We start from the raw sequence: 18276 nt of genomic DNA on the forward strand, positions 1-18276 counted from the left end.
GGAACAGCCAACATCAAGCCCTGAACTGCCCCAGGCTCGCCTTCAACTGCGCTGCCAACCCGTCAAGCACTTTGCCACTGGCGGTGGTCTCCACCACTGCCTGAGCCGCGCGCTCGGCCTGGGCATGAATGATCTCCACCCGCCCACGCACCGCATGCGCACCTTGCGCCTGATGCTCAGCCGCACGTGTCGCCAGGCCAATCGCTGCATGCACCTGCTCCACCGAGGCCTGCACCGACTGCTGCAGGCGCACGCTATCGCGCAATACCAGCAGACCTTCGCTGGCCTGGCGCCCAGCCTTGCCGATGGTCTCTACCGCCTCACGGGCGCCTTGCTGCAAGGCTACGATGTGGGCCTGGATATCTCCGGTAGAACTCTGGGTCTTGCTGGCCAGGGCTCGCACCTCATCCGCCACCACTGCAAAGCCACGCCCGGTCTCACCGGCCCGGGCGGCTTCGATCGCCGCGTTAAGTGCCAACAGGTTGGTTTGCTCGGCAATCCCGTGGATCACCGTCAACACCACCTCAATCTGCTCGCTCTGCTGCGCCAGGCGCTCGATCACCTTGGACCCGGCCTGCACCTGCCCCGCCAACGCCTCGATCAGGCTGCCGACTTCGGCTGAAGTACGTGAGTTCTCATCGGTCGCCTGGCGAATATCCACCACCTGCTGCAACGCCGCCTGCATCGCATGGCTTTCCGCCTGAGCCTCGTCAGCCATTTGCGACAGCGCCCGCAGGCTTTCAGCCACTTCATCACGCTGCAAGCCGGCGGCCGCATCGGCACCCGCATTGCGCAGGGTCATCGCGCCGATTTCCACGCCGGTCCGCTGGGCCACATCACCCGCCTCGCGCACGATGGGCTGCAACTTATCCACAAAGCGATTGACCGCCGAGGCCATATCGCCGATTTCGTCCCGACTGTTGATCTGCACGCGCTTGGTCAGGTCGCCCTCGCCTGCCGCCAGATCGTCCATTGCCGCAATCAGTAGCTTCAGCCGATTGACCACCCGGCGGCCGAGCACCACAGCAATCAGCAACAACACGCCAAAGCCAACAACCGCCAGGCCCATGCCGATGCGCCAACGCAAGGTGCCTGCCGCCTCTTGCACGGCATTGGTGGTATTGGCGGTCATCTGGCTGGCCGTGGCTTGTGCCGACTGCAAACGCGCGCCCATGGCTGCAGCGCTGTCCGCAGCGGCCCCCTTGAGACTGTCGCCCACTAACTGGTCACCGCTGGCAATCAGTGCAGCAAAACGCTTATCCAGCGCGGCCAGGTCAGTCTCTACTGCGGCGGTCGAAACCCCCATGCGGACCTTGCCTATCTCTACGCCATTGGGGCTGATGGATGCTTCGACGTAGAACACCGAGGGATCATTTTTCGCCGCGTCCAGCACTTTATCCAGAGCTCGTTCGCCTTTGCCCTTTTCCAGCAGCGCCTGGTTAATCGGGTTTTCACGGTTGAGGTAACGGGTCAGATGTTCGCCAGCCGCGTCGTCATACACCACAAACAACACGTTGGGATTGCGCTGGGCTCTGCGGGCAAACTCAGACAGCGTCGGCACGTCGCTGTCCCACATGGCGCGCGGCGCCACCGAGGCGAGCAGTTGCGCCATGTCACTGGCAGAGTCCTGCAGGTCTTTTTCCAAGGTCGCACGCAGTTGCTTCTGCTCTTCCTGCAGGCGCGTGGAAAGCCCTGCCGTCAGACGCTGGCGAGTACTGGAAGACAGACTGTCCAGACTGGAGGTGACTTCCTTTCCGGCCTGAGCCAACTCGCCGGACAGTTTCTGGCTGTCGACGCCCAGGCGATTGCCCAAATCCGCTTCCAATGCAGTGACGGTGCTTCGCGTCAGGGCGACGGCCACCAGTACTTGCACCAAAAGAGCGATACCTAGGGTAACGAACACCGGCCGCAACAGCCGGCTTTGTAACAATGAGAGAACGGCAGACACTGGGAATCCCTCCACCACGGGTGCCATTAATTTGATAGCACCGCGAAAGAAAGAACCATAGCAAGGGCCGTGCCGTTTACCAGCCGGAAACGACAAAGGGCTCCCGAAGGAGCCCTTTGCTTTTTACATCAACAGCTTATTAAGCGAACGGGTGACGCAGAACGATGGTCTCGTTGCGGTCCGGGCCCGTCGAAATAATGTCGATTGGCGCACCGATCAGCTCTTCGACGCGCTTGATGTAAGCGCGAGCGTTGGCTGGCAGCTCTTCCAGGGTCTTGGCACCCACGGTCGATTCGGTCCAGCCCGGCACTTCTTCGTACACAGGCTGCAGCCCTACGTAGCTGTCAGCATCAGTCGGGGCAACATCCTTACCTTCCGCATCTTTGTAGCCGATGCAGATGTTGATGGTTTCCAGGCCGTCAAGTACGTCCAGCTTGGTCAGGCAGATGCCCGAGATGCTGTTCACATCGATAGCGCGACGCAGGATAACGGCGTCGAACCAGCCACAACGACGAGCACGGCCGGTAGTTGCGCCGAACTCGTGACCTTGTTTGGCCAGGTGCGCACCAACGTCGTCGAACAGTTCAGTCGGGAATGGACCCGAACCCACACGCGTGGTGTACGCCTTGGTGATGCCGAGGATGTAGTCCAGGAACATCGGGCCAACGCCCGAACCGGTCGCAACGCCGCCAGCGGTGGTGTTGGAGCTGGTGACGTACGGGTAGGTGCCGTGGTCGATGTCCAGCAACGAACCCTGGGCGCCTTCGAACATGATGTCTTTGCCAGCGCGACGCAGGTCGTGCAGCTCGGCAGTCACGTCCAGCATCAGCGGCTTGAGCAGCTCAGCGTATTCCTTGCACTCAGCCAGGGTCTTTTCAAACTCGATGGCTGGCTCTTTGTAGTAACCCACCAGCATGAAGTTGTGGTAATCCACCAGTTCACGCAGCTTGTCTTCAAAGCGCGGCATGTTGAGCAGGTCGCCTACACGCAGGCCACGACGTGCAACTTTGTCTTCGTAGGCCGGGCCGATGCCGCGACCGGTCGTACCGATCTTCAGCTCGCCACGGGCCTTTTCACGGGCCTGGTCCAGCGCAACGTGGAAGGACAGGATCAGCGGGCAGGAAGGGCTGATACGCAGGCGCTCGCGCACTGGCACACCTTTCTCTTCCAGCTTGGTGATCTCGCGCAGCAAGGCGTCAGGTGCAACCACCACGCCGTTGCCGATCAGGCACTGCACGCCTTCGCGCAGTACACCCGACGGGATCAGGTGCAAGACGGTTTTTTCGCCATCGATGACCAGGGTGTGGCCAGCGTTGTGGCCACCTTGGTAGCGCACTACGGCGGCAGCATGTTCGGTCAGCAGATCAACGATCTTGCCTTTGCCCTCATCACCCCATTGGGTGCCCAGGACTACGACATTCTTACCCATAACACTTGTCCTCATTCGCGCAAACTTGGTGCCGGCAGCGGCCGGCAGGAAAACTCAAGAAGCCAGTGGCGATACTTGCCAAAGCCCATTCTGCTGAATCAATTGCCGGTCGCAGTCCGCATCACGGGCGGCGGCCAATGGCTGCCCAGGCAAGGCCTGGACTACACGTTGACCCTCACTGCGCAACTGGCAAACCTGCTGCCAGAGTGCTGCGTCCGTACTGTCGGGCATCCAGATACCGCCAGACGGCAGCTCGACCTCAGCACGCCCCAGGGTCACCAGGGTTTTCAAATCAGTGGAAAAGCCGGTCGCCGGACGGGCACGACCGAAGTCGGCGCCGATATCGTCATAACGGCCGCCCTGGGCAATGGCTTGGCCAACACCCGGGACAAACACCGCGAACACCACACCGGTGTGGTAGTGGTAGCCGCGCAACTCACCCAAATCAAAATACAGCGGCAACTGCGGGAAGCGCGCAGACAACTGCTCGGCAATCGCCAGCACGTCATCCAGGGCCGCCAATACATCAGCTGGCGCATTCGCCAGACGATCACGGGCGGCGGTCAGCACTTCACGGCCGCCACACAGATCCACCAGCGCACGCAGCATGCCGGCCAGGTCAGCAGGCACGCCCGCCGTCAAGGCGATCACTTCATCGATGGCCTTGCGTTGCAGGGCATCGAACAACTGTTGTTCCACTTCACCCGACAAACCGGCCGCACGGGCCAGGCCGCGGTAGATGCCGACATGCCCGAGGTCCATGTGCACATCCGGCACATCGGCCAGTTGCAGCATGGCCAGCATCAAGCTGATGACTTCCACGTCGCTGCTCGGGCTGGCATCGCCGTACAACTCGGCCCCCAACTGGATCGGGCTGCGGGACGACGACAACGCACGCGGTTGAGCATGCAGCACGCTGCCGGCGTAGCACAGGCGGCTCGGCCCTTCGCGACGCAGGGTGTGCGCATCAATGCGCGCGACTTGCGGCGTGATGTCGGCACGAAAGCCCATTTGCCGGCCCGATTGCGGGTCGATGACCTTGAAGGTGCGCAGATCCAGGTCCTGGCCCGCGCCGGTCAGCAGGGATTCCAGGTACTCGATATGGGGGGTCACGACAAACTCGTAACCCCAGCTCTGGAACAGATCCAACACCTGGCGGCGCGCGATTTCAATGCGTGCAGCTTCTGGTGGCAGTACTTCTTCGATGCCATCTGGCAGCAGCCAGCGGTCTACCGTTGCCATTACGCCATTCCCCTATGATCCGGGCGGCCAGCCCTCGGGCGAGCCTTGAGTGAAGCAGAAAATACCCGGCCCCTGCATAAACCACGCGCAAGAGCGACGTGACGAACGACCAACAATCGGCCTCGTCGGGCACTTTCCTCGAAAAACCTGTGGCGCCTGCGGAGCAAAGCCACAATCAAACATGCAGACGCAAAAAAGCCGGGAATTTCCCGGCTGCCGCATCATACACCCGTTTTCTGAAAGGATCACCCCGCCCGGCATTTTAGCCGCCCGACGGAGTGATTCTCAGACTACATGCGGGTTACTTGGACTTTTCCAGGTAGCGGAAGAAATCGCTACTTGGGTCCAGCACCATGACGTCGGTTTTGTTCGCGAAGCTTTCACGGTAGGCACGCAGGCTACGGTAGAACGCGTAGAACTCCTGGTCCTGGCCATAGGCCTTGGCGTAGATCGAGGCGGCTTGAGCATCACCATCACCACGAGCCTCTTCAGACTCGCGATAGGCTTCTGCCAACAGTACGCGACGCTGACGGTCGGCATCCGCACGGATCCCTTCTGCCAGTTCGTTACCCTTGGCACGGTGCTCACGAGCCTCGCGCTCACGCTCGGTGCTCATACGCTCGAACACGCTGCGGTTCACTTCCTTCGGAAGGTCGATAGCCTTGACCCGAACATCGATCACTTCGATGCCCAGTTCTTTTTCCGCCATCGTGTTCAACGAACGCGTGATGTCAGCCATCAGCGCATCACGTTCACCGGATACCACCTCGTGCAGGGTGCGCTTACCAAACTGGTCACGCAGGCCCGATTCCAGACGGCGCGACAAACGCTCGTCGGCAATCTGCTTGAGGCCGGAGGTCGCGGTGTAGAAACGCTCGGCATCCTTGACGCGCCACTTGGCGTAGGCGTCAACCATCACGGCTTTCTTTTCCAGGGTCAGGAAGCGCTGTGTCGGTGCATCCAGGGTCATCAGGCGGCCGTCGAACTTGCGCACCTGGTTGACGTAGGGGACTTTCACATGCAGGCCCGGCTGGACATCTGCCTGGACCACGCGACCGAATTGCAGCAACACCGCGCGCTCGGTCTGAGACACGATATAGAAGCAGTTCCAGGCAGCGATGACCACGACGACGCCCACAATCAGGGCGGTCAGCGATTTATTGCTCATCAACGACTCTCCCTGGTACGTGTTTGCTGTTGCAGCAAGTCAGCGGCCGCACGGGCGCTCGCTTCGTTGGCAGCGGCAGTTGAACCGGTAGCCGGTGCGCTGGTGCTGCTACGACCACCTTCGATCATCTTGTCCAGCGGCAGGTACAGCAGATTATTCTGCCCGCCCTTGCTGCCGGTCACGAGAACCTTGCTGGTGTTGCTGAAGACTTCCTGCATGGTGTCCAGGTACAGACGCTCACGAGTGACTTCCGGTGCCTTGCGGTACTCGGCCACCAGCTTGGTGAAACGATCTGCCTCACCCTTGGCACGGGAGACCACTTCGTCGCGGTAACCGTTGGCATCCTCAAGGATGCGCTGGGCCTGACCACGGGCTTCCGGCACGACGCCGTTGGCGTAGGTTTCAGCCTGGTTGCGCGAACGCTGCTCGTCTTCACGGGCACGGATCACGTCATCGAAGGCTTCCTGTACTTCGCGCGGTGCAGCTGCGCTCTGTATGTTGACCTGGGTTACGGTGATACCGGTGCGATAGGTATCGAGGAACCGTTGCAGGCGCTCCTTGATCTCGCTGGCCATCAATTCACGACCTTCGGTCAGCACCTGATCCATTGCGGTGGAACCCACCACGTGGCGCAGGGCACTTTCGGTCGCTTGTTGCAGGCTGATTTCCGGCTGATCGACGTTCAGCACGAAGTCCTGCAGGTTGCTGATCTTGTACTGCACGGTCAGCGGCACTTCGACGATGTTCTCGTCTTCAGTCAGCATCTGGCCCTGCTTGGTGTAGGCACGCTCACGCGTGACGTTTTCCATGTACTTCTTGTCGATCGGCGGGAAATAGATGTTCAGGCCAGGGCCGACGGTCTCGTAGTACTTGCCGAAGCGCAGCACCACGGCTTGCTCCTGCTCGTCCACCACATAGACGGCGCTGTACAGCCAGACGGCCGCCAGCACAACGAGGCCGATGCCGAGCAGGCCGTAACCACCGCCCTTGCTCGTACGACCGCCTTCGTCACCACCACCACGTTTTTTTCCACCACCGAACAACCCATTCAGGCTTTCCTGCAGCTTTCGGAAGGCCTCGTCGAGATCTGGTGGCCCCTTGCGGTCGCCATTATTGCGGCGTTTACCACCCCAAGGATCCTGATTATTCGAGTTGCCACCCGGCTCATTCCAAGCCATAGCGCTCTCCATCTGATAAAGCAAAGACGCACCCACGGCGCGCCGACCAATGCTACAGAATGCCTGTCACAGCGGCACAACCGCTTTCTCAGGCTTTTATTGCAAAGTGTGTTGTTCGATGAACTCCGTCGGCACAACACCTTCCCGACTGACCAGCCGATTCAGCTCCGAGCGCGGCAATCGAACGGCCAGCAAGCTGACACCTTCTTCGTCGTGTTCTTCTTTCTGTACCGCGCCCAGCTCGAAAAACTGTGCACGCAGTCGAGCAAAACGCTGAGGCAAGCGCAAGGTGCCAACAAACAAATCGCTGCCCAACAACTCGGCAATGGCTTGTTCAAGCAATTCCAGACCACTGCCATCACGCGCCGACAGCCAGACCCGCTGGGGCTTGCCGTTTTCGTCGCGCTGGATTTGTGGCTCAACGCCTTCAAGCAAATCGAGTTTGTTATAGACCTCGAGGATCGGCAAGTCCTGGGCACCAATCTCGCCCAGTACCACCATGACCTGTTCAATCTGCAACATGCGATCCGGTTCGGCCGCATCGATCACGTGCAGCAGCAGGTCGGAATTGCTCGACTCTTCGAGCGTAGACCGAAATGCCTCGACCAGCTTGTGGGGCAAGTGACGAATGAAACCCACGGTATCGGCCAGGACAATCGGCCCCAGGTCGTCCAGTTCCAGACGGCGCAAGGTCGGGTCAAGGGTCGCGAACAGTTGGTCGGCCGCGTACACGTCCGATTTCGTCACGTTATTGAAGAGCGTGGATTTGCCGGCGTTGGTATAGCCCACCAGGGAAACGGTCGGGATATCCGCACGCATACGGCCACGTCGCGATTGTTCGCGCTGGCTGCGCACCTTCTCCAGGCGGCCCTTGATCTGTCGCAGGCGCACCCGCAGCAGACGCCGGTCGGTTTCCAGCTGGGTTTCACCCGGGCCACGCATGCCGATACCGCCACCCTGACGCTCAAGGTGAGTCCAGCCACGAACCAGCCGGGTGCTCATGTGGTCAAGCTGGGCCAGTTCTACCTGGAGCTTGCCTTCATGGGTACGGGCGCGCTGGGCGAAAATATCGAGAATCAGACCCGTGCGGTCGATCACGCGACACTCGAAAACTCGTTCGAGGTTACGTTCCTGACTGGGCGTGAGGATATGATTAAAAATCACCAGATCGGCCTTTTCGGCATGGACCAGATCGCGCAGCTCCTCGACCTTGCCGCTGCCAATCAGGAATTTGGCGGTTGGCCGATGACGCGGCACGTTAAAAAACGCGACGGTCTCGGCGCCGGCCGAATTTGCCAACTCCTGAAACTCCTGCGGATCTTCGCGCGCCTCAGGGTCCTGTCCATCCAAGTGAACGAGGATTACTCGCTCACCACCACCGTGGCGCTCAAAGAACAAAGGAGACTCCTATCAGGCGTTACCCGGTGCAGGCTCGGCGTCACCCTGTTCTTCGGTTGCGCTAGGCAGACGAATCGGACGAACCGGCACTACGGTCGAGATAGCGTGTTTGTAAACCATTTGGCTTACGGTGTTTTTCAGCAGAATCACGAACTGGTCGAACGACTCAATCGTGCCCTGCAGCTTGATACCGTTGACCAAATAGATGGAAACCCCAACTTTCTCTTTACGTAAAGTATTCAAGTAAGGGTCTTGTAGCGAATGCCCTTTTGACATGTGCCGCACTCCTTTAAGGATCAATAATAAAAAATCGGAAAATAGATAGCTTATGGCCGTCACACCCCCAAGGATAGACGGCAATTGCAAGGACTCAGCTCAATATGGAGACCGTTCCCAAGTATTTCAAGGCGCGTGACAGATTGTCGCAATCCAGACTGTCCAACCAGTGTAAATCAGTCCAGCTGCGCAGCCATGTGAACTGGCGCTTCGCCAATTGGCGCGTGGCAATGATGCCGCGCTCCTGCATTTCGGCTGACGTCAGCTTGCCATCCAGATGATCCCAGACTTGGCGGTAGCCTACAGCACGTATCGAAGGCAGCCCGGGATGCAGGTCACCTCTTGAACGCAGTGCTACGACCTCCTCCACAAACCCCTGTTCCAACATAATTGTGAATCTTTGTGCAATTCGTTCATGCAACACCTGGCGATCCGTCGGAGCGATGGCCAGATTCGCCACAGTATAGGGCAATTGTGAGTGCCCCGAGGCGCCTGCTTCAGCACTTTGCGCAGTTTGTTTCAGCCTGTGTTCAGTCATGGTCTGGCCACTGACCCGCCAGACTTCCAACGCCCGCGTCAGCCGCTGGGGGTCATTGGGATGAATCCGCGCGGCGGAAACTGGATCCACCGCAGCCAACTGGTCGTGCAGGGCTTGCCAGCCAAGGCGCGCAGCCTCTTCTTCAAGTTCGGCGCGCACCTGGGCATCGGCAGGTGGCATGTCTGCCAGGCCTTCCTGCAAAGCCTTGTAATAGAGCATCGTGCCACCCACCAGCAGCGGAATTTTGCCCCGCGCAGTGATATCGGCCATGGCCGCCAGGGCATCATTACGAAAATCAGCCGCCGAATAGCTCTCGCTGGGATCGATAATGTTGATCAACCGGTGCGGGTACTGGGCCAGCAGCTCTTTTGAGGGTTTGGCGGTGCCGATGTCCATGTCCCGGTAAACCAGTGCAGAGTCGACACTGATCAACTCGCATGGCAAGACCTTGGTCAGTTCGATGGCCAGGTCAGTCTTGCCGGCCGCCGTCGGGCCCATCAGGAAGATTGCGGGGGGCAAGGCACTCATCAACGACCGCGCAAGAACAGTTTATCGAGGTCGTCCAGGCCCATCTGGGTCCAGGTCGGTCGGCCATGGTTGCACTGGCCGCTGCGCTCGGTGTTTTCCATGTCCCGCAGCAAACCGTTCATTTCCGGCAGGGCCAGGCGCCGATTAGCGCGGATGGCGCCGTGGCAGGCCATGGTGCCGAGCAGTTCATTGATATGGGCCTGGATACGATCGCTGGTGCCGTACTCCATCAGGTCTGCCAGTACGTCGGCCACTAGCCGATTAGCCTCGGCCTGCTTGAGCAAAGCCGGGATCTGGCGGATAGCCAGGGTTTCCGGGCCCAGGCGTTGCAACTCAAAGCCCAGTTTCTGGAACACGCTGACGTGCTCTTCGGCACAATCGGCCTCGCGCTGGCTGACCGCCAGGGATTCCGGCACCAGCAGCGGCTGGCCGCTGAGGCCTTCGCTGGCCATGGCGATCTTCAAACGCTCGTACATGATCCGCTCGTGAGCAGCGTGCATGTCCACCAGCACCAGGCCATGTGCGTTTTCCGCAAGGATGTAGATGCCCTTGAGCTGAGCCAGTGCGTAACCCAGCGGCGGCACGTCACCCTGGCCTTCCGGCAAGGCGGCAGCACCCGACTCGGCACCGGGCAGCGGCGCGAAAAACTCGCGATAGGCTGCCTGGGCTTCGGCCACCGGCAACGCTGATTGCGGGCGCGGCGTGTATTGGTATTGATAACCGGCGCCAGCGCCTGAGCCAGGCGCGGTATAGCTCGGCTGGGCTTGCGGCGATTGCAGCAGGTTGGCGGCCAGGCTCATTTCGCCCTGGGGTCCGAACTCACCGGCTTCCGGCCCCGTAGGACGGACGATGGCCGTGACGATCGGCGCCGCCAGTTGATCATCCGGGCGCACATCGCCCAGGGCGCGGTGCAAGGTGCCATAGAGGAAATCGTGGACCATGCGACCGTCACGGAAGCGCACTTCGTGCTTGGTCGGGTGCACGTTAACGTCCACCACCGACGGGTCGACCTCAAAAAACAGCACGAACGTCGGATGCCGCCCGTTGAACAGCACGTCGCGATACGCCTGGCGCACCGCATGGGCCACCAGTTTGTCGCGCACCGCCCGGCCGTTCACAAAGAAGTACTGCAAGTCAGCCTGGCTGCGAGAGAACGTCGGCAACCCCACCCAACCCCACAACCGCAAGCCATTGCGCTCGATCTCGATCGGCAGCGCCTGCTCCAGGAACCCCGCGCCGCAGATAGCCGAGACGCGCCGGGCACGGGCCGCATCATCATGGGCCTCGTGCAGGCTGAGGATGGTCTTGCCGTTGTGGCGCAGGTGGAAAGCCACATCAAACCGGGCCAGTGCCAAGCGCTTGATGACTTCCTGCAGGTGGTCGAATTCGGTTTTTTCGGCCTTGAGAAATTTGCGCCGGGCCGGGGTGTTGAAGAACAGGTCGCGCACTTCCACCGAGGTGCCCACCGGATGTGCGGCCGGCTGGACCCGAGGCGCCATGTCGCGGCCTTCGGTTTCCACCTGCCAGGCCTGGTCAGCATCGCGGGTGCGGGACGTCAGGGTCAGGCGGGCCACGGAGCTGATGGAAGCCAAGGCCTCACCGCGAAACCCGAGGCTCATCACCCGTTCAAGGTCTTCCAGGTCACGAATCTTGCTGGTGGCGTGACGGGCCAGGGCCAGCGGCAGGTCATCGGAGGAAATCCCGCTGCCGTCGTCGCGTACCCGCAGCAGCTTGACGCCGCCCTGCTCAACATCGACGTCGATGCGCCTGGCGCCGGAGTCGATGCTGTTTTCCAGCAACTCCTTGATCACCGACGCTGGCCGCTCGACCACCTCACCCGCCGCGATCTGGTTGGCGAGGCGCGGACTTAGCAGCTCAATGCGCGAGGTGTTGCTCAAGACTGTTTCGCTCATTATTGCGCCGCCAGTTCAGTGCCCGGGATGGTCAACACCTGGCCGACCTTCAATTCATCGGTCTTCAGGTTATTGGCGCTGCGCAAGGTTGCCGCCGATACCTGGAAGCGCACCGCCAGCATCGCCAGGGTGTCGCCCGGCTGGACGCGATGGTCACGCGGGCCTTGGGCGATCTTCCCGGAATCACGCAGCCAGGCGATGTAGGTGCCCGGCGGCGGGTTCTGCTGGAAGAACTGGCGAACACCGGCGCTGATGGAACGCGCCAGCGCCTGCTGGTGGCTGGAAGAGGCCAGTTTCGAGGCTTCGTTGGAGTTGGAGATAAACCCGGTTTCCACCAGAATCGATGGAATATCCGGCGACTTGAGCACCATGAACCCGGCCTGTTCCACCCGCTGTTTGTGCAGCGAGGTGACGCGACCGATATTGCTCAGGACTTTCTGCCCGACGTTCAGGCTGGAGGTCAGCGAGGCGGTCATCGACAGGTCGAGCAATACGCCGGCGAGCATCTTGTCCTTGTCGTCGAGGGACACGTTGCCAGCCCCACCGATCAAGTCAGAACGGTTTTCACTGTCCGCCAACCAGCGAGCGGTCTCGGAAGTGGCACCCCGATCAGACAGGGCAAACACCGAAGCACCAAACGCAGCCGCCGAAGGGGCGGCGTCGGCGTGGATCGAGACGAACAGGTCGGCGCCCTTCTTGCGGGCGATTTCGGTACGGCCACGCAGCGGAATAAAGTAATCGCCGGTACGGGTCAGCTCGGCGCGATAGCCTTTCATGCCATTGATCTGGCGCTGCAGTTCGCGAGCGATGGCCAGTACCACGTCTTTTTCATGCTGGCCGCGCGAACCGGAGGCTCCCGGGTCTTCGCCGCCGTGCCCGGCATCGATAACCACAATAATGTCACGCTTGCCCGCGGGTGCAGGTGGTGGTGGCGGCAATTTGACCTGAGGTTGCGACTGGTTGACCGGCACCGCCGGTATCGTCGCGACGCTTGGGGTTGGCGCAGGCGGCGGCGCGGCATCGGCGGCGTTGTCGAACAGGTCGACTACCAGCCGGTTGCCATACTGTGCGTTGGGCGCCAGCACGAAGCTTTTCGGGGTCACGGCCTTTTTCAGGTCGATGACCACCCGCAGATCGGTCGGCGTACGTTGGGCCGAACGCATCGCGGTAATCGGGGTATTGGCCATGGCGACTTTCAACGGCGCGGCCAGGGTCGCACCGTTGATATCAATCACCAGGCGATCGGGCGCCGTAAGGGTGAAGACGCTGTGCTGAACCGGGCCAGACAGGTCGAATACCAGTCGCGTGTTATCCGGAGCCCGCCACAGGCGAACACTTTTCACCTGTGAGGCCGCCAGTGCATTGAAAGTCATTGCCGCAAGCAACACCCCTACGACAGTAACCAACGCGCGAAAGCGCATACCTAACCCCATCAATTATTTGAATTCCAATGCCAAGGCGGCGCACCACGACTCGCCGCGCGCGCTCTGGGACAACAACTTCAGCTGACGTCCGTGCTTATGCGGGGTAATGGTAATGGTCAGGTCCGGCTTTGGCAAAAAGCCTGTGCCTTTATCTGGCCACTCGATCAGGCACAGAGCGTCCTCATCGAAGTAATCGCGGATGCCCATGAATTCCAACTCTTCTGGATCCACCAGGCGATACAAGTCGAAATGGAAGGCGCGCAGCTCGCCGATTTCGTAGGGCTCAACCAAGGTAAACGTCGGGCTTTTCACAGCACCTGCATGCCCCAACCCGCGAATGATGCCCCGTGACAGGGTGGTTTTCCCGGCCCCCAGATCACCTTCCAGAAAGATCAGGCCCGAGCCTTTCGTTACCTGGGCAATACGGTTGCCGAGGGCGACCATTGCAACTTCATCGGCCAGGAAAAGGATTACTTCAGACACGGCGATTGCTCCTCCAGCAACTGACGAATGGCAGGAATCAGATCACTGGCGGCCAGCCCGCGACCGTAGGTACCTTGGCGATCACCGGCAGTGGCATGCAGCCAGACCGCCAGGCAAGCGGCATCAAATGCCGACATGCCTTGCGCCAGTAAAGCACCAACCAGGCCGGCCAACACGTCACCCAGGCCAGCGGTTGCCATCGCAGGATGACCCTGATCACAACGGGCAACGCGACCGTCCGGGCGGGCGATCAAGCTGCCCGCGCCCTTGAGGATCGCTACTGCATTGAATTTCTGACTCAAGGCGCGCGCCACGTTAAGGCGGTCGGCCTGAACCTCGGCTGTCGAAATACCCATCAAGCGGGCCGCTTCGCCAGGATGCGGAGTGATCACGCAGTTGGCCGGCAAGCTGACGCTGCCCGTCGCCAGCAGGTTCAAGGCATCGGCGTCCCAGACTTGCGGCTGCTTGGCGCTGGCCGCTACCGACAGCAGGCTTTTGCCCCAGGACGCCTCGCCCAGGCCCGGACCGATGACGATCACGGAGATCTTTTCCAGCAAGCCCATCAACTGATTGGCCGAGTGTACGCCCACGGTCATGACTTCCGGCAGCCGCGCCAGCGCCGCTGCAACATGCTCACTGCGGGTCGCCAGGGAAACCATGCCGGCGCCGCTGCGCAGGGCACTTTCGGCGCTGAGCAAGGCGGCGCCGCCAAAACCACGGTCGCCACCGATCAGCAATAGATGGCCGAACTGGCCTTTATGGGCGTCCGGAGAACGCGCAGCGAGTTGCGGCAATTGGCCGGGCAACAGGTGCTGAACGTCGGGTATTTCGTGTTTTGTCTGCGGCATGCGTCTTCAAGCTCCGATGTCTGGCAGAATTATACGCATCTAACCTGCGGTTTCTCTTGTTCATGCCTGCTATTACCTACGACCTGCCCGCCCTCGCCCAATCGATCAAAGACTGGGGCCGCGAGCTGGGCTTTCAACAAGTGGGCATCAGCGGCCTGGACCTCGCCGAGCATGAGCAGCACCTGCAACGCTGGCTCGACGCCGGCTACCACGGCGAAATGGACTACATGGGCGCCCACGGCAGCAAGCGTTCACACCCGGAAGAACTGGTACCCGGTACTTTGCGCGTGGTCTCCCTTCGCATGGACTACCTGCCCGGCGACACACAAATGGCCCAATTGCTGGCCAAACCCGAAAAAGCCTACATCTCCCGTTATGCCCTCGGCCGCGACTATCACAAGCTGATCCGCAAGCGCGTGCAGCAACTGGCCGACCGGATTCAGGCACAGATCGGCCCGTTCGGCTTCCGCGCGTTTGTCGACAGCGCCCCGGTGCTGGAAAAAGCTATCGCCGAACAAGCCGGGCTGGGCTGGATCGGCAAAAACACCCTGGTGCTCAACCGCAAAGCGGGCAGTTACTTTTTCCTGAGCGAGCTGTTTGTCGACCTGCCATTGCCGGTCGACCCACCGCACACCACCGAACACTGTGGCCGCTGCACCGCCTGCCTCGACATCTGCCCTACCAACGCCTTCGTCGGGCCCTACGTACTGGACGCCCGGCGCTGTATTTCCTACCTGACCATCGAGCTGAAAAGCGCGATCCCCGAAGAACTGCGCCCCCTGATTGGCAATCGGGTATTCGGTTGCGATGACTGTCAGATCGTTTGCCCGTGGAATCGTTTCGCCCGGCCTACCGACGAAGGCGATTTCAAGCCACGGCACAATCTGGATAACGCAGAACTGGCCGAATTGTTCATGTGGGACGAGGACAAATTCCTCAGCAACACCGAAGGCTCGCCCCTGCGCCGCGCCGGCTATGAGCGCTGGCTGCGCAACCTGGCGGTAGGCCTGGGCAATGCGCCATCAAGCATTCCGGTGTTGGAAGCGTTGAAGGCACGTCGGGAATATCCGTCGGAACTGGTGCGCGAACACGTGGAATGGGCGCTGAACCAGCACGCCGAACGTCAGTGCACGTCGTCGTTGTAAACGAACTTGGGCATTTCCCAATGGAAGCGGATCGCCAACAGGCGCAATAGAAAGCCGCTGAACAGTGTCAGCAGGATCGATTGCTCGCTGGGCAGTTCCAGATAGATGCACAGCATGTAGAACCAGGCGGCGAGGAACGACACGCTGGCGTACAGCTCGCGGCGGAAAATCAGCGGAATGTCGTTGCAGAAGATGTCCCGCAGGATGCCGCCGAATACTCCGGTGATCACCCCGCTGACTGAAGCCACCAGCATACCGTGGCCCATTTCCAGGGCGGTCATGCTGCCGATCAGGGTGAAGGCCACCAGGCCCACGGCGTCCAGCGCCAGGAACAGCGAGCGAAGGTGGCGCATCAATGGAGCGATGAAGATCGTCACCAGGGCCGCCACAGAGGTCAGCACCAGGTATTCCGGGTGTTTGACCCAGGTCAGCGGGTAGTGGCCGAGCAACACGTCACGCACCGAACCGCCGCCCAGCGCCGTCACGCAGGCGATCAGCACCACACCAAACCAATCCATCCCGCGCCGCCCGGCTGACAAGGCGCCGGTCATGGCTTCGGCGGTGATGGCGATGAGGTAGAGCATCAACAGCATGATGGCGATCCTTGCAAAGAGGCGCGCAGTCTAATCATTTGGTGATGGCACCAAAAGGGGGCGAGCCGTTAAGAGCTTAAAGCTCTTCCTAATGTGGCGAGGGAGCTTGCTCCCGTTGGACTGCGCAGCAATCCCATTTTTTCAGGGCCGCTTCGCAGCCCAGCGGGAGCAAGCTCCCTCGCCACAACAGCTCTTCACCAAGACTCAAGTCAGAACTTGATGAAATGCTTGCGGTAATGCTGCAGCTCGGCAATCGACTCGCGGATATCGTCCAGCGCCAGGTGGGTGCTGCCCTTGTGGAAGCTGTCTTTGACTTCCGGCGCCCAGCGCGCGGCCAACTCCTTCAAGGTCGACACATCCAGGTTGCGGTAGTGGAAGTAGCTTTCCAGCGCTTTCATGTGGGTATAGAGAAAGCGGCGGTCCTGGCAGATGCTGTTGCCGCAGATCGGCGACTTGCCCTTGGGCACCCACTTTTCCAGGAAGGCGATGGTTTCAGCTTCAGCCTCGACCATGCTCACCCGGCTGTCGCGCACACGCTGGGTCAGGCCCGAGTTGCCGTGGGTGCGGGTGTTCCACTCGTCCATGGTGGCCAACACCGCATCGCTGTGGTGAATGGCAATCACCGGACCTTCGGCCAAGGTGTTGAGGTTGCTGTCGGTGACAATGGTCGCCATCTCGATGATGACGTCGGTGTCAGGGTTCAGACCGGTCATTTCCAGATCGATCCAAATCAGGTTCTGTGGGTTTTGCATGTCGTGGTTCCTTGGCACCTTGGCGTAGCTGCGCAGTTTAGCAGGCAGGGCGTGCTAGACTCGCGACCGTTTTACCTAACCTTTGCATTATCGACACGGAACACCAATGGCCAAACGCCAGCTTAACCGTCGCCAAAACTGGCGCATCGAAAAGATTCAGGGTGAACGCGCTGCCCGCGCCGCCAAACGTGAATCCTCCGCCGTAGAAGCGCTTGAGGGCGGCGACCTGGGCCCCGAGCAAACGGGCCTGGTGATCGCGCACTTCGGTGTGCAGGTCGAAGTCGAGGCCACAGAAGGCGATCACGCCGGCCAGGTGTTCCGTTGCCACCTGCGCGCCAACCTGCCTGCGCTGGTGACCGGCGACCGAGTGGTATGGCGTGCCGGCAACCAGGGCATCGGCGTCATCGTCGCCCAGTTGCCGCGTACCACCGAACTGCGTCGCCCCGACAGCCGTGGCCAGCTCAAGCCGGTGGCGGCCAACGTCGACATGATCGTCATCGTCTTCGCGCCACTGCCCGAGCCCCATGCCAACCTGATCGACCGCTACCTGGTAGCCGCCGAGCACGCCGGCATTCGCCCGCTGTTGCTGCTGAACAAGTTCGACCTGATCGACGAGCAGAACGCCCCGGCGCTCAACGCGCTGCTGGCGGTGTACCGCACCCTCGGCTACCCGGTGCTGGAAGTCTCGGCGCATCACGGCAATGGCATGGAACAATTGCAGACTGAACTGGATGGACGCATCAGCGTGTTCGTCGGCCAGTCGGGCGTGGGCAAGTCGTCCCTGGTCAACAGCCTGTTGCCGGAAGTCGAAACCCGTGTGGGCCCGTTGTCGGAATTGTCCGGTCAAGGCACGCACACCACCACCACTGCACGGTTGTTCCACTTCCCGGGCGGCGGCGAGCTGATCGACTCCCCGGGCATTCGTGAATTCGGCCTGGGCCATGTGAGCCGTGCCGATGTGGAAGCGGGCTTTATCGAGTTCAACGACTTGATCGGCACCTGCCGCTTCCGCGACTGCAAACATGACCGCGAGCCAGGTTGCGCCCTGCTCAAGGCCCTGGAAGACGGCCGCGTGCAGCAGCAGCGAATGAACAGCTATCGCTCGATCATCGCCAGCTTGCCTGAGACCACTTACTAAGCTGCGAATCGGGGTCGTGCCATGCCTTGACACACATAAAGCATGGCACGGCCCCCCCGTCCCCATTGATTAAATCAAGTCAGCCATCAAGAATCCGCTGCAACTGGGCGGCCCATGATGCAAGCCAGCTTGAATTCGATTTTCCCAATGCTCATACTCGCTCCGTCACCAGCGCAAGCTGGCAGGAGTCTGGATCCTTCTCGGGGTTGATCCAGCGGCGCAGAAGGGGCGAAGCAAGCTCCACTGCGTGTCGAATGAAGCCGCCTTCGGGCGGC

16 protein-coding genes are annotated in these 18276 nt (G+C 60.8%); 2 read left to right on the forward strand and 14 right to left on the reverse strand.

The features are described from left to right. Nucleotides 1-13 precede the first annotated feature (13 nt). The 12 genes from BLU46_RS13470 to BLU46_RS13525 all read right to left on the reverse strand — a co-directional run bounded on the left by BLU46_RS13470 (nucleotide 14) and on the right by BLU46_RS13525 (nucleotide 14373). On the reverse strand, nucleotides 14-1948 hold the full coding sequence (locus BLU46_RS13470; RefSeq protein WP_063033385.1) for a methyl-accepting chemotaxis protein: 1935 nt from the start codon (nucleotides 1946-1948) through the stop codon (nucleotides 14-16). Nucleotides 1949-2087: 139 nt separating this feature from the next. After that, nucleotides 2088-3377: an adenylosuccinate synthase gene (locus BLU46_RS13475; protein WP_003217505.1), complete on the reverse strand. Its 1290-nt coding sequence runs from the start codon at nucleotides 3375-3377 to the stop codon at nucleotides 2088-2090. Between the two features lie 54 nt (nucleotides 3378-3431). After that, a complete protein-coding gene (locus BLU46_RS13480; protein ID WP_093202353.1) occupies nucleotides 3432-4619 on the reverse strand; it encodes an ATP phosphoribosyltransferase regulatory subunit in 1188 nt (395 codons plus the stop codon). Nucleotides 4620-4920: 301 nt separating this feature from the next. Beyond that, nucleotides 4921-5787 carry a protease modulator HflC gene (gene hflC / locus BLU46_RS13485; RefSeq protein ID WP_017478342.1) on the reverse strand — a complete coding sequence of 289 codons (867 nt, stop codon included), beginning with the start codon at nucleotides 5785-5787 and terminating at the stop codon, nucleotides 4921-4923. After that, a complete protein-coding gene (gene hflK, locus BLU46_RS13490; RefSeq protein WP_017478341.1) occupies nucleotides 5787-6965 on the reverse strand; it encodes an FtsH protease activity modulator HflK in 1179 nt (392 codons plus the stop codon). Before hflK ends, hflC begins: the two co-directional genes overlap by 1 nt. 96 nt (nucleotides 6966-7061) lie before the next feature. Then, nucleotides 7062-8363, reverse strand: a complete 1302-nt coding sequence (gene hflX, locus BLU46_RS13495; RefSeq protein ID WP_003217514.1) for a ribosome rescue GTPase HflX — start codon at nucleotides 8361-8363, stop codon at nucleotides 7062-7064. Between the two features lie 12 nt (nucleotides 8364-8375). Beyond that, nucleotides 8376-8639, reverse strand: a complete 264-nt coding sequence (gene hfq, locus BLU46_RS13500) for an RNA chaperone Hfq (protein WP_003217515.1) — start codon at nucleotides 8637-8639, stop codon at nucleotides 8376-8378. Between the two features lie 94 nt (nucleotides 8640-8733). Beyond that, nucleotides 8734-9705: a tRNA (adenosine(37)-N6)-dimethylallyltransferase MiaA gene (miaA, locus tag BLU46_RS13505; protein WP_093202357.1), complete on the reverse strand. Its 972-nt coding sequence runs from the start codon at nucleotides 9703-9705 to the stop codon at nucleotides 8734-8736. Further along, the gene (gene mutL / locus BLU46_RS13510) at nucleotides 9705-11603 is read right to left on the reverse strand and encodes a DNA mismatch repair endonuclease MutL (protein ID WP_167410191.1); all 1899 of its coding nucleotides are present in this window, start codon (nucleotides 11601-11603) and stop codon (nucleotides 9705-9707) included. The genes miaA and mutL overlap by 1 nt, the downstream gene beginning before the upstream one ends. A 14-nt stretch (nucleotides 11604-11617) precedes the next feature. Beyond that, nucleotides 11618-13051: an N-acetylmuramoyl-L-alanine amidase gene (locus BLU46_RS13515; RefSeq protein WP_197680881.1), complete on the reverse strand. Its 1434-nt coding sequence runs from the start codon at nucleotides 13049-13051 to the stop codon at nucleotides 11618-11620. 3 nt (nucleotides 13052-13054) lie between these two features. Then, a complete protein-coding gene (gene tsaE / locus BLU46_RS13520; protein WP_093202362.1) occupies nucleotides 13055-13525 on the reverse strand; it encodes a tRNA (adenosine(37)-N6)-threonylcarbamoyltransferase complex ATPase subunit type 1 TsaE in 471 nt (156 codons plus the stop codon). Then, a complete protein-coding gene (locus BLU46_RS13525; RefSeq protein WP_017478336.1) occupies nucleotides 13513-14373 on the reverse strand; it encodes an NAD(P)H-hydrate dehydratase in 861 nt (286 codons plus the stop codon). Before BLU46_RS13525 ends, tsaE begins: the two co-directional genes overlap by 13 nt. A 62-nt stretch (nucleotides 14374-14435) precedes the next feature. On the opposite strand from BLU46_RS13525, the gene queG reads away from it, so the two are divergent. After that, on the forward strand, nucleotides 14436-15518 hold the full coding sequence (gene queG, locus BLU46_RS13530) for a tRNA epoxyqueuosine(34) reductase QueG (RefSeq protein WP_063033392.1): 1083 nt from the start codon (nucleotides 14436-14438) through the stop codon (nucleotides 15516-15518). Here queG and BLU46_RS13535 read toward each other — a convergent pair. Together BLU46_RS13535 and orn are read right to left on the reverse strand one after the other, a co-directional pair. After that, entirely contained in the window at nucleotides 15497-16114 is a 618-nt protein-coding gene (locus BLU46_RS13535) for a trimeric intracellular cation channel family protein (protein ID WP_172834585.1), read from the reverse strand. The two genes, queG and BLU46_RS13535, sit on opposite strands and share 22 nt — an antisense overlap. 206 nt (nucleotides 16115-16320) lie before the next feature. Continuing rightward, complete coding sequence (gene orn / locus BLU46_RS13540) at nucleotides 16321-16863, reverse strand: oligoribonuclease (protein WP_063033393.1); 543 nt, start codon at nucleotides 16861-16863, stop codon at nucleotides 16321-16323. Between the two features lie 106 nt (nucleotides 16864-16969). On the opposite strand from orn, the gene rsgA reads away from it, so the two are divergent. Then, nucleotides 16970-18001: a small ribosomal subunit biogenesis GTPase RsgA gene (gene rsgA / locus BLU46_RS13545; RefSeq protein ID WP_093202366.1), complete on the forward strand. Its 1032-nt coding sequence runs from the start codon at nucleotides 16970-16972 to the stop codon at nucleotides 17999-18001. The last annotated feature ends 275 nt before the right edge of the window (nucleotides 18002-18276 follow it).

The sequence above is a fragment of the Pseudomonas yamanorum genome, assembly GCF_900105735.1.
Lineage (GTDB): Bacteria > Pseudomonadota > Gammaproteobacteria > Pseudomonadales > Pseudomonadaceae > Aquipseudomonas > Aquipseudomonas yamanorum.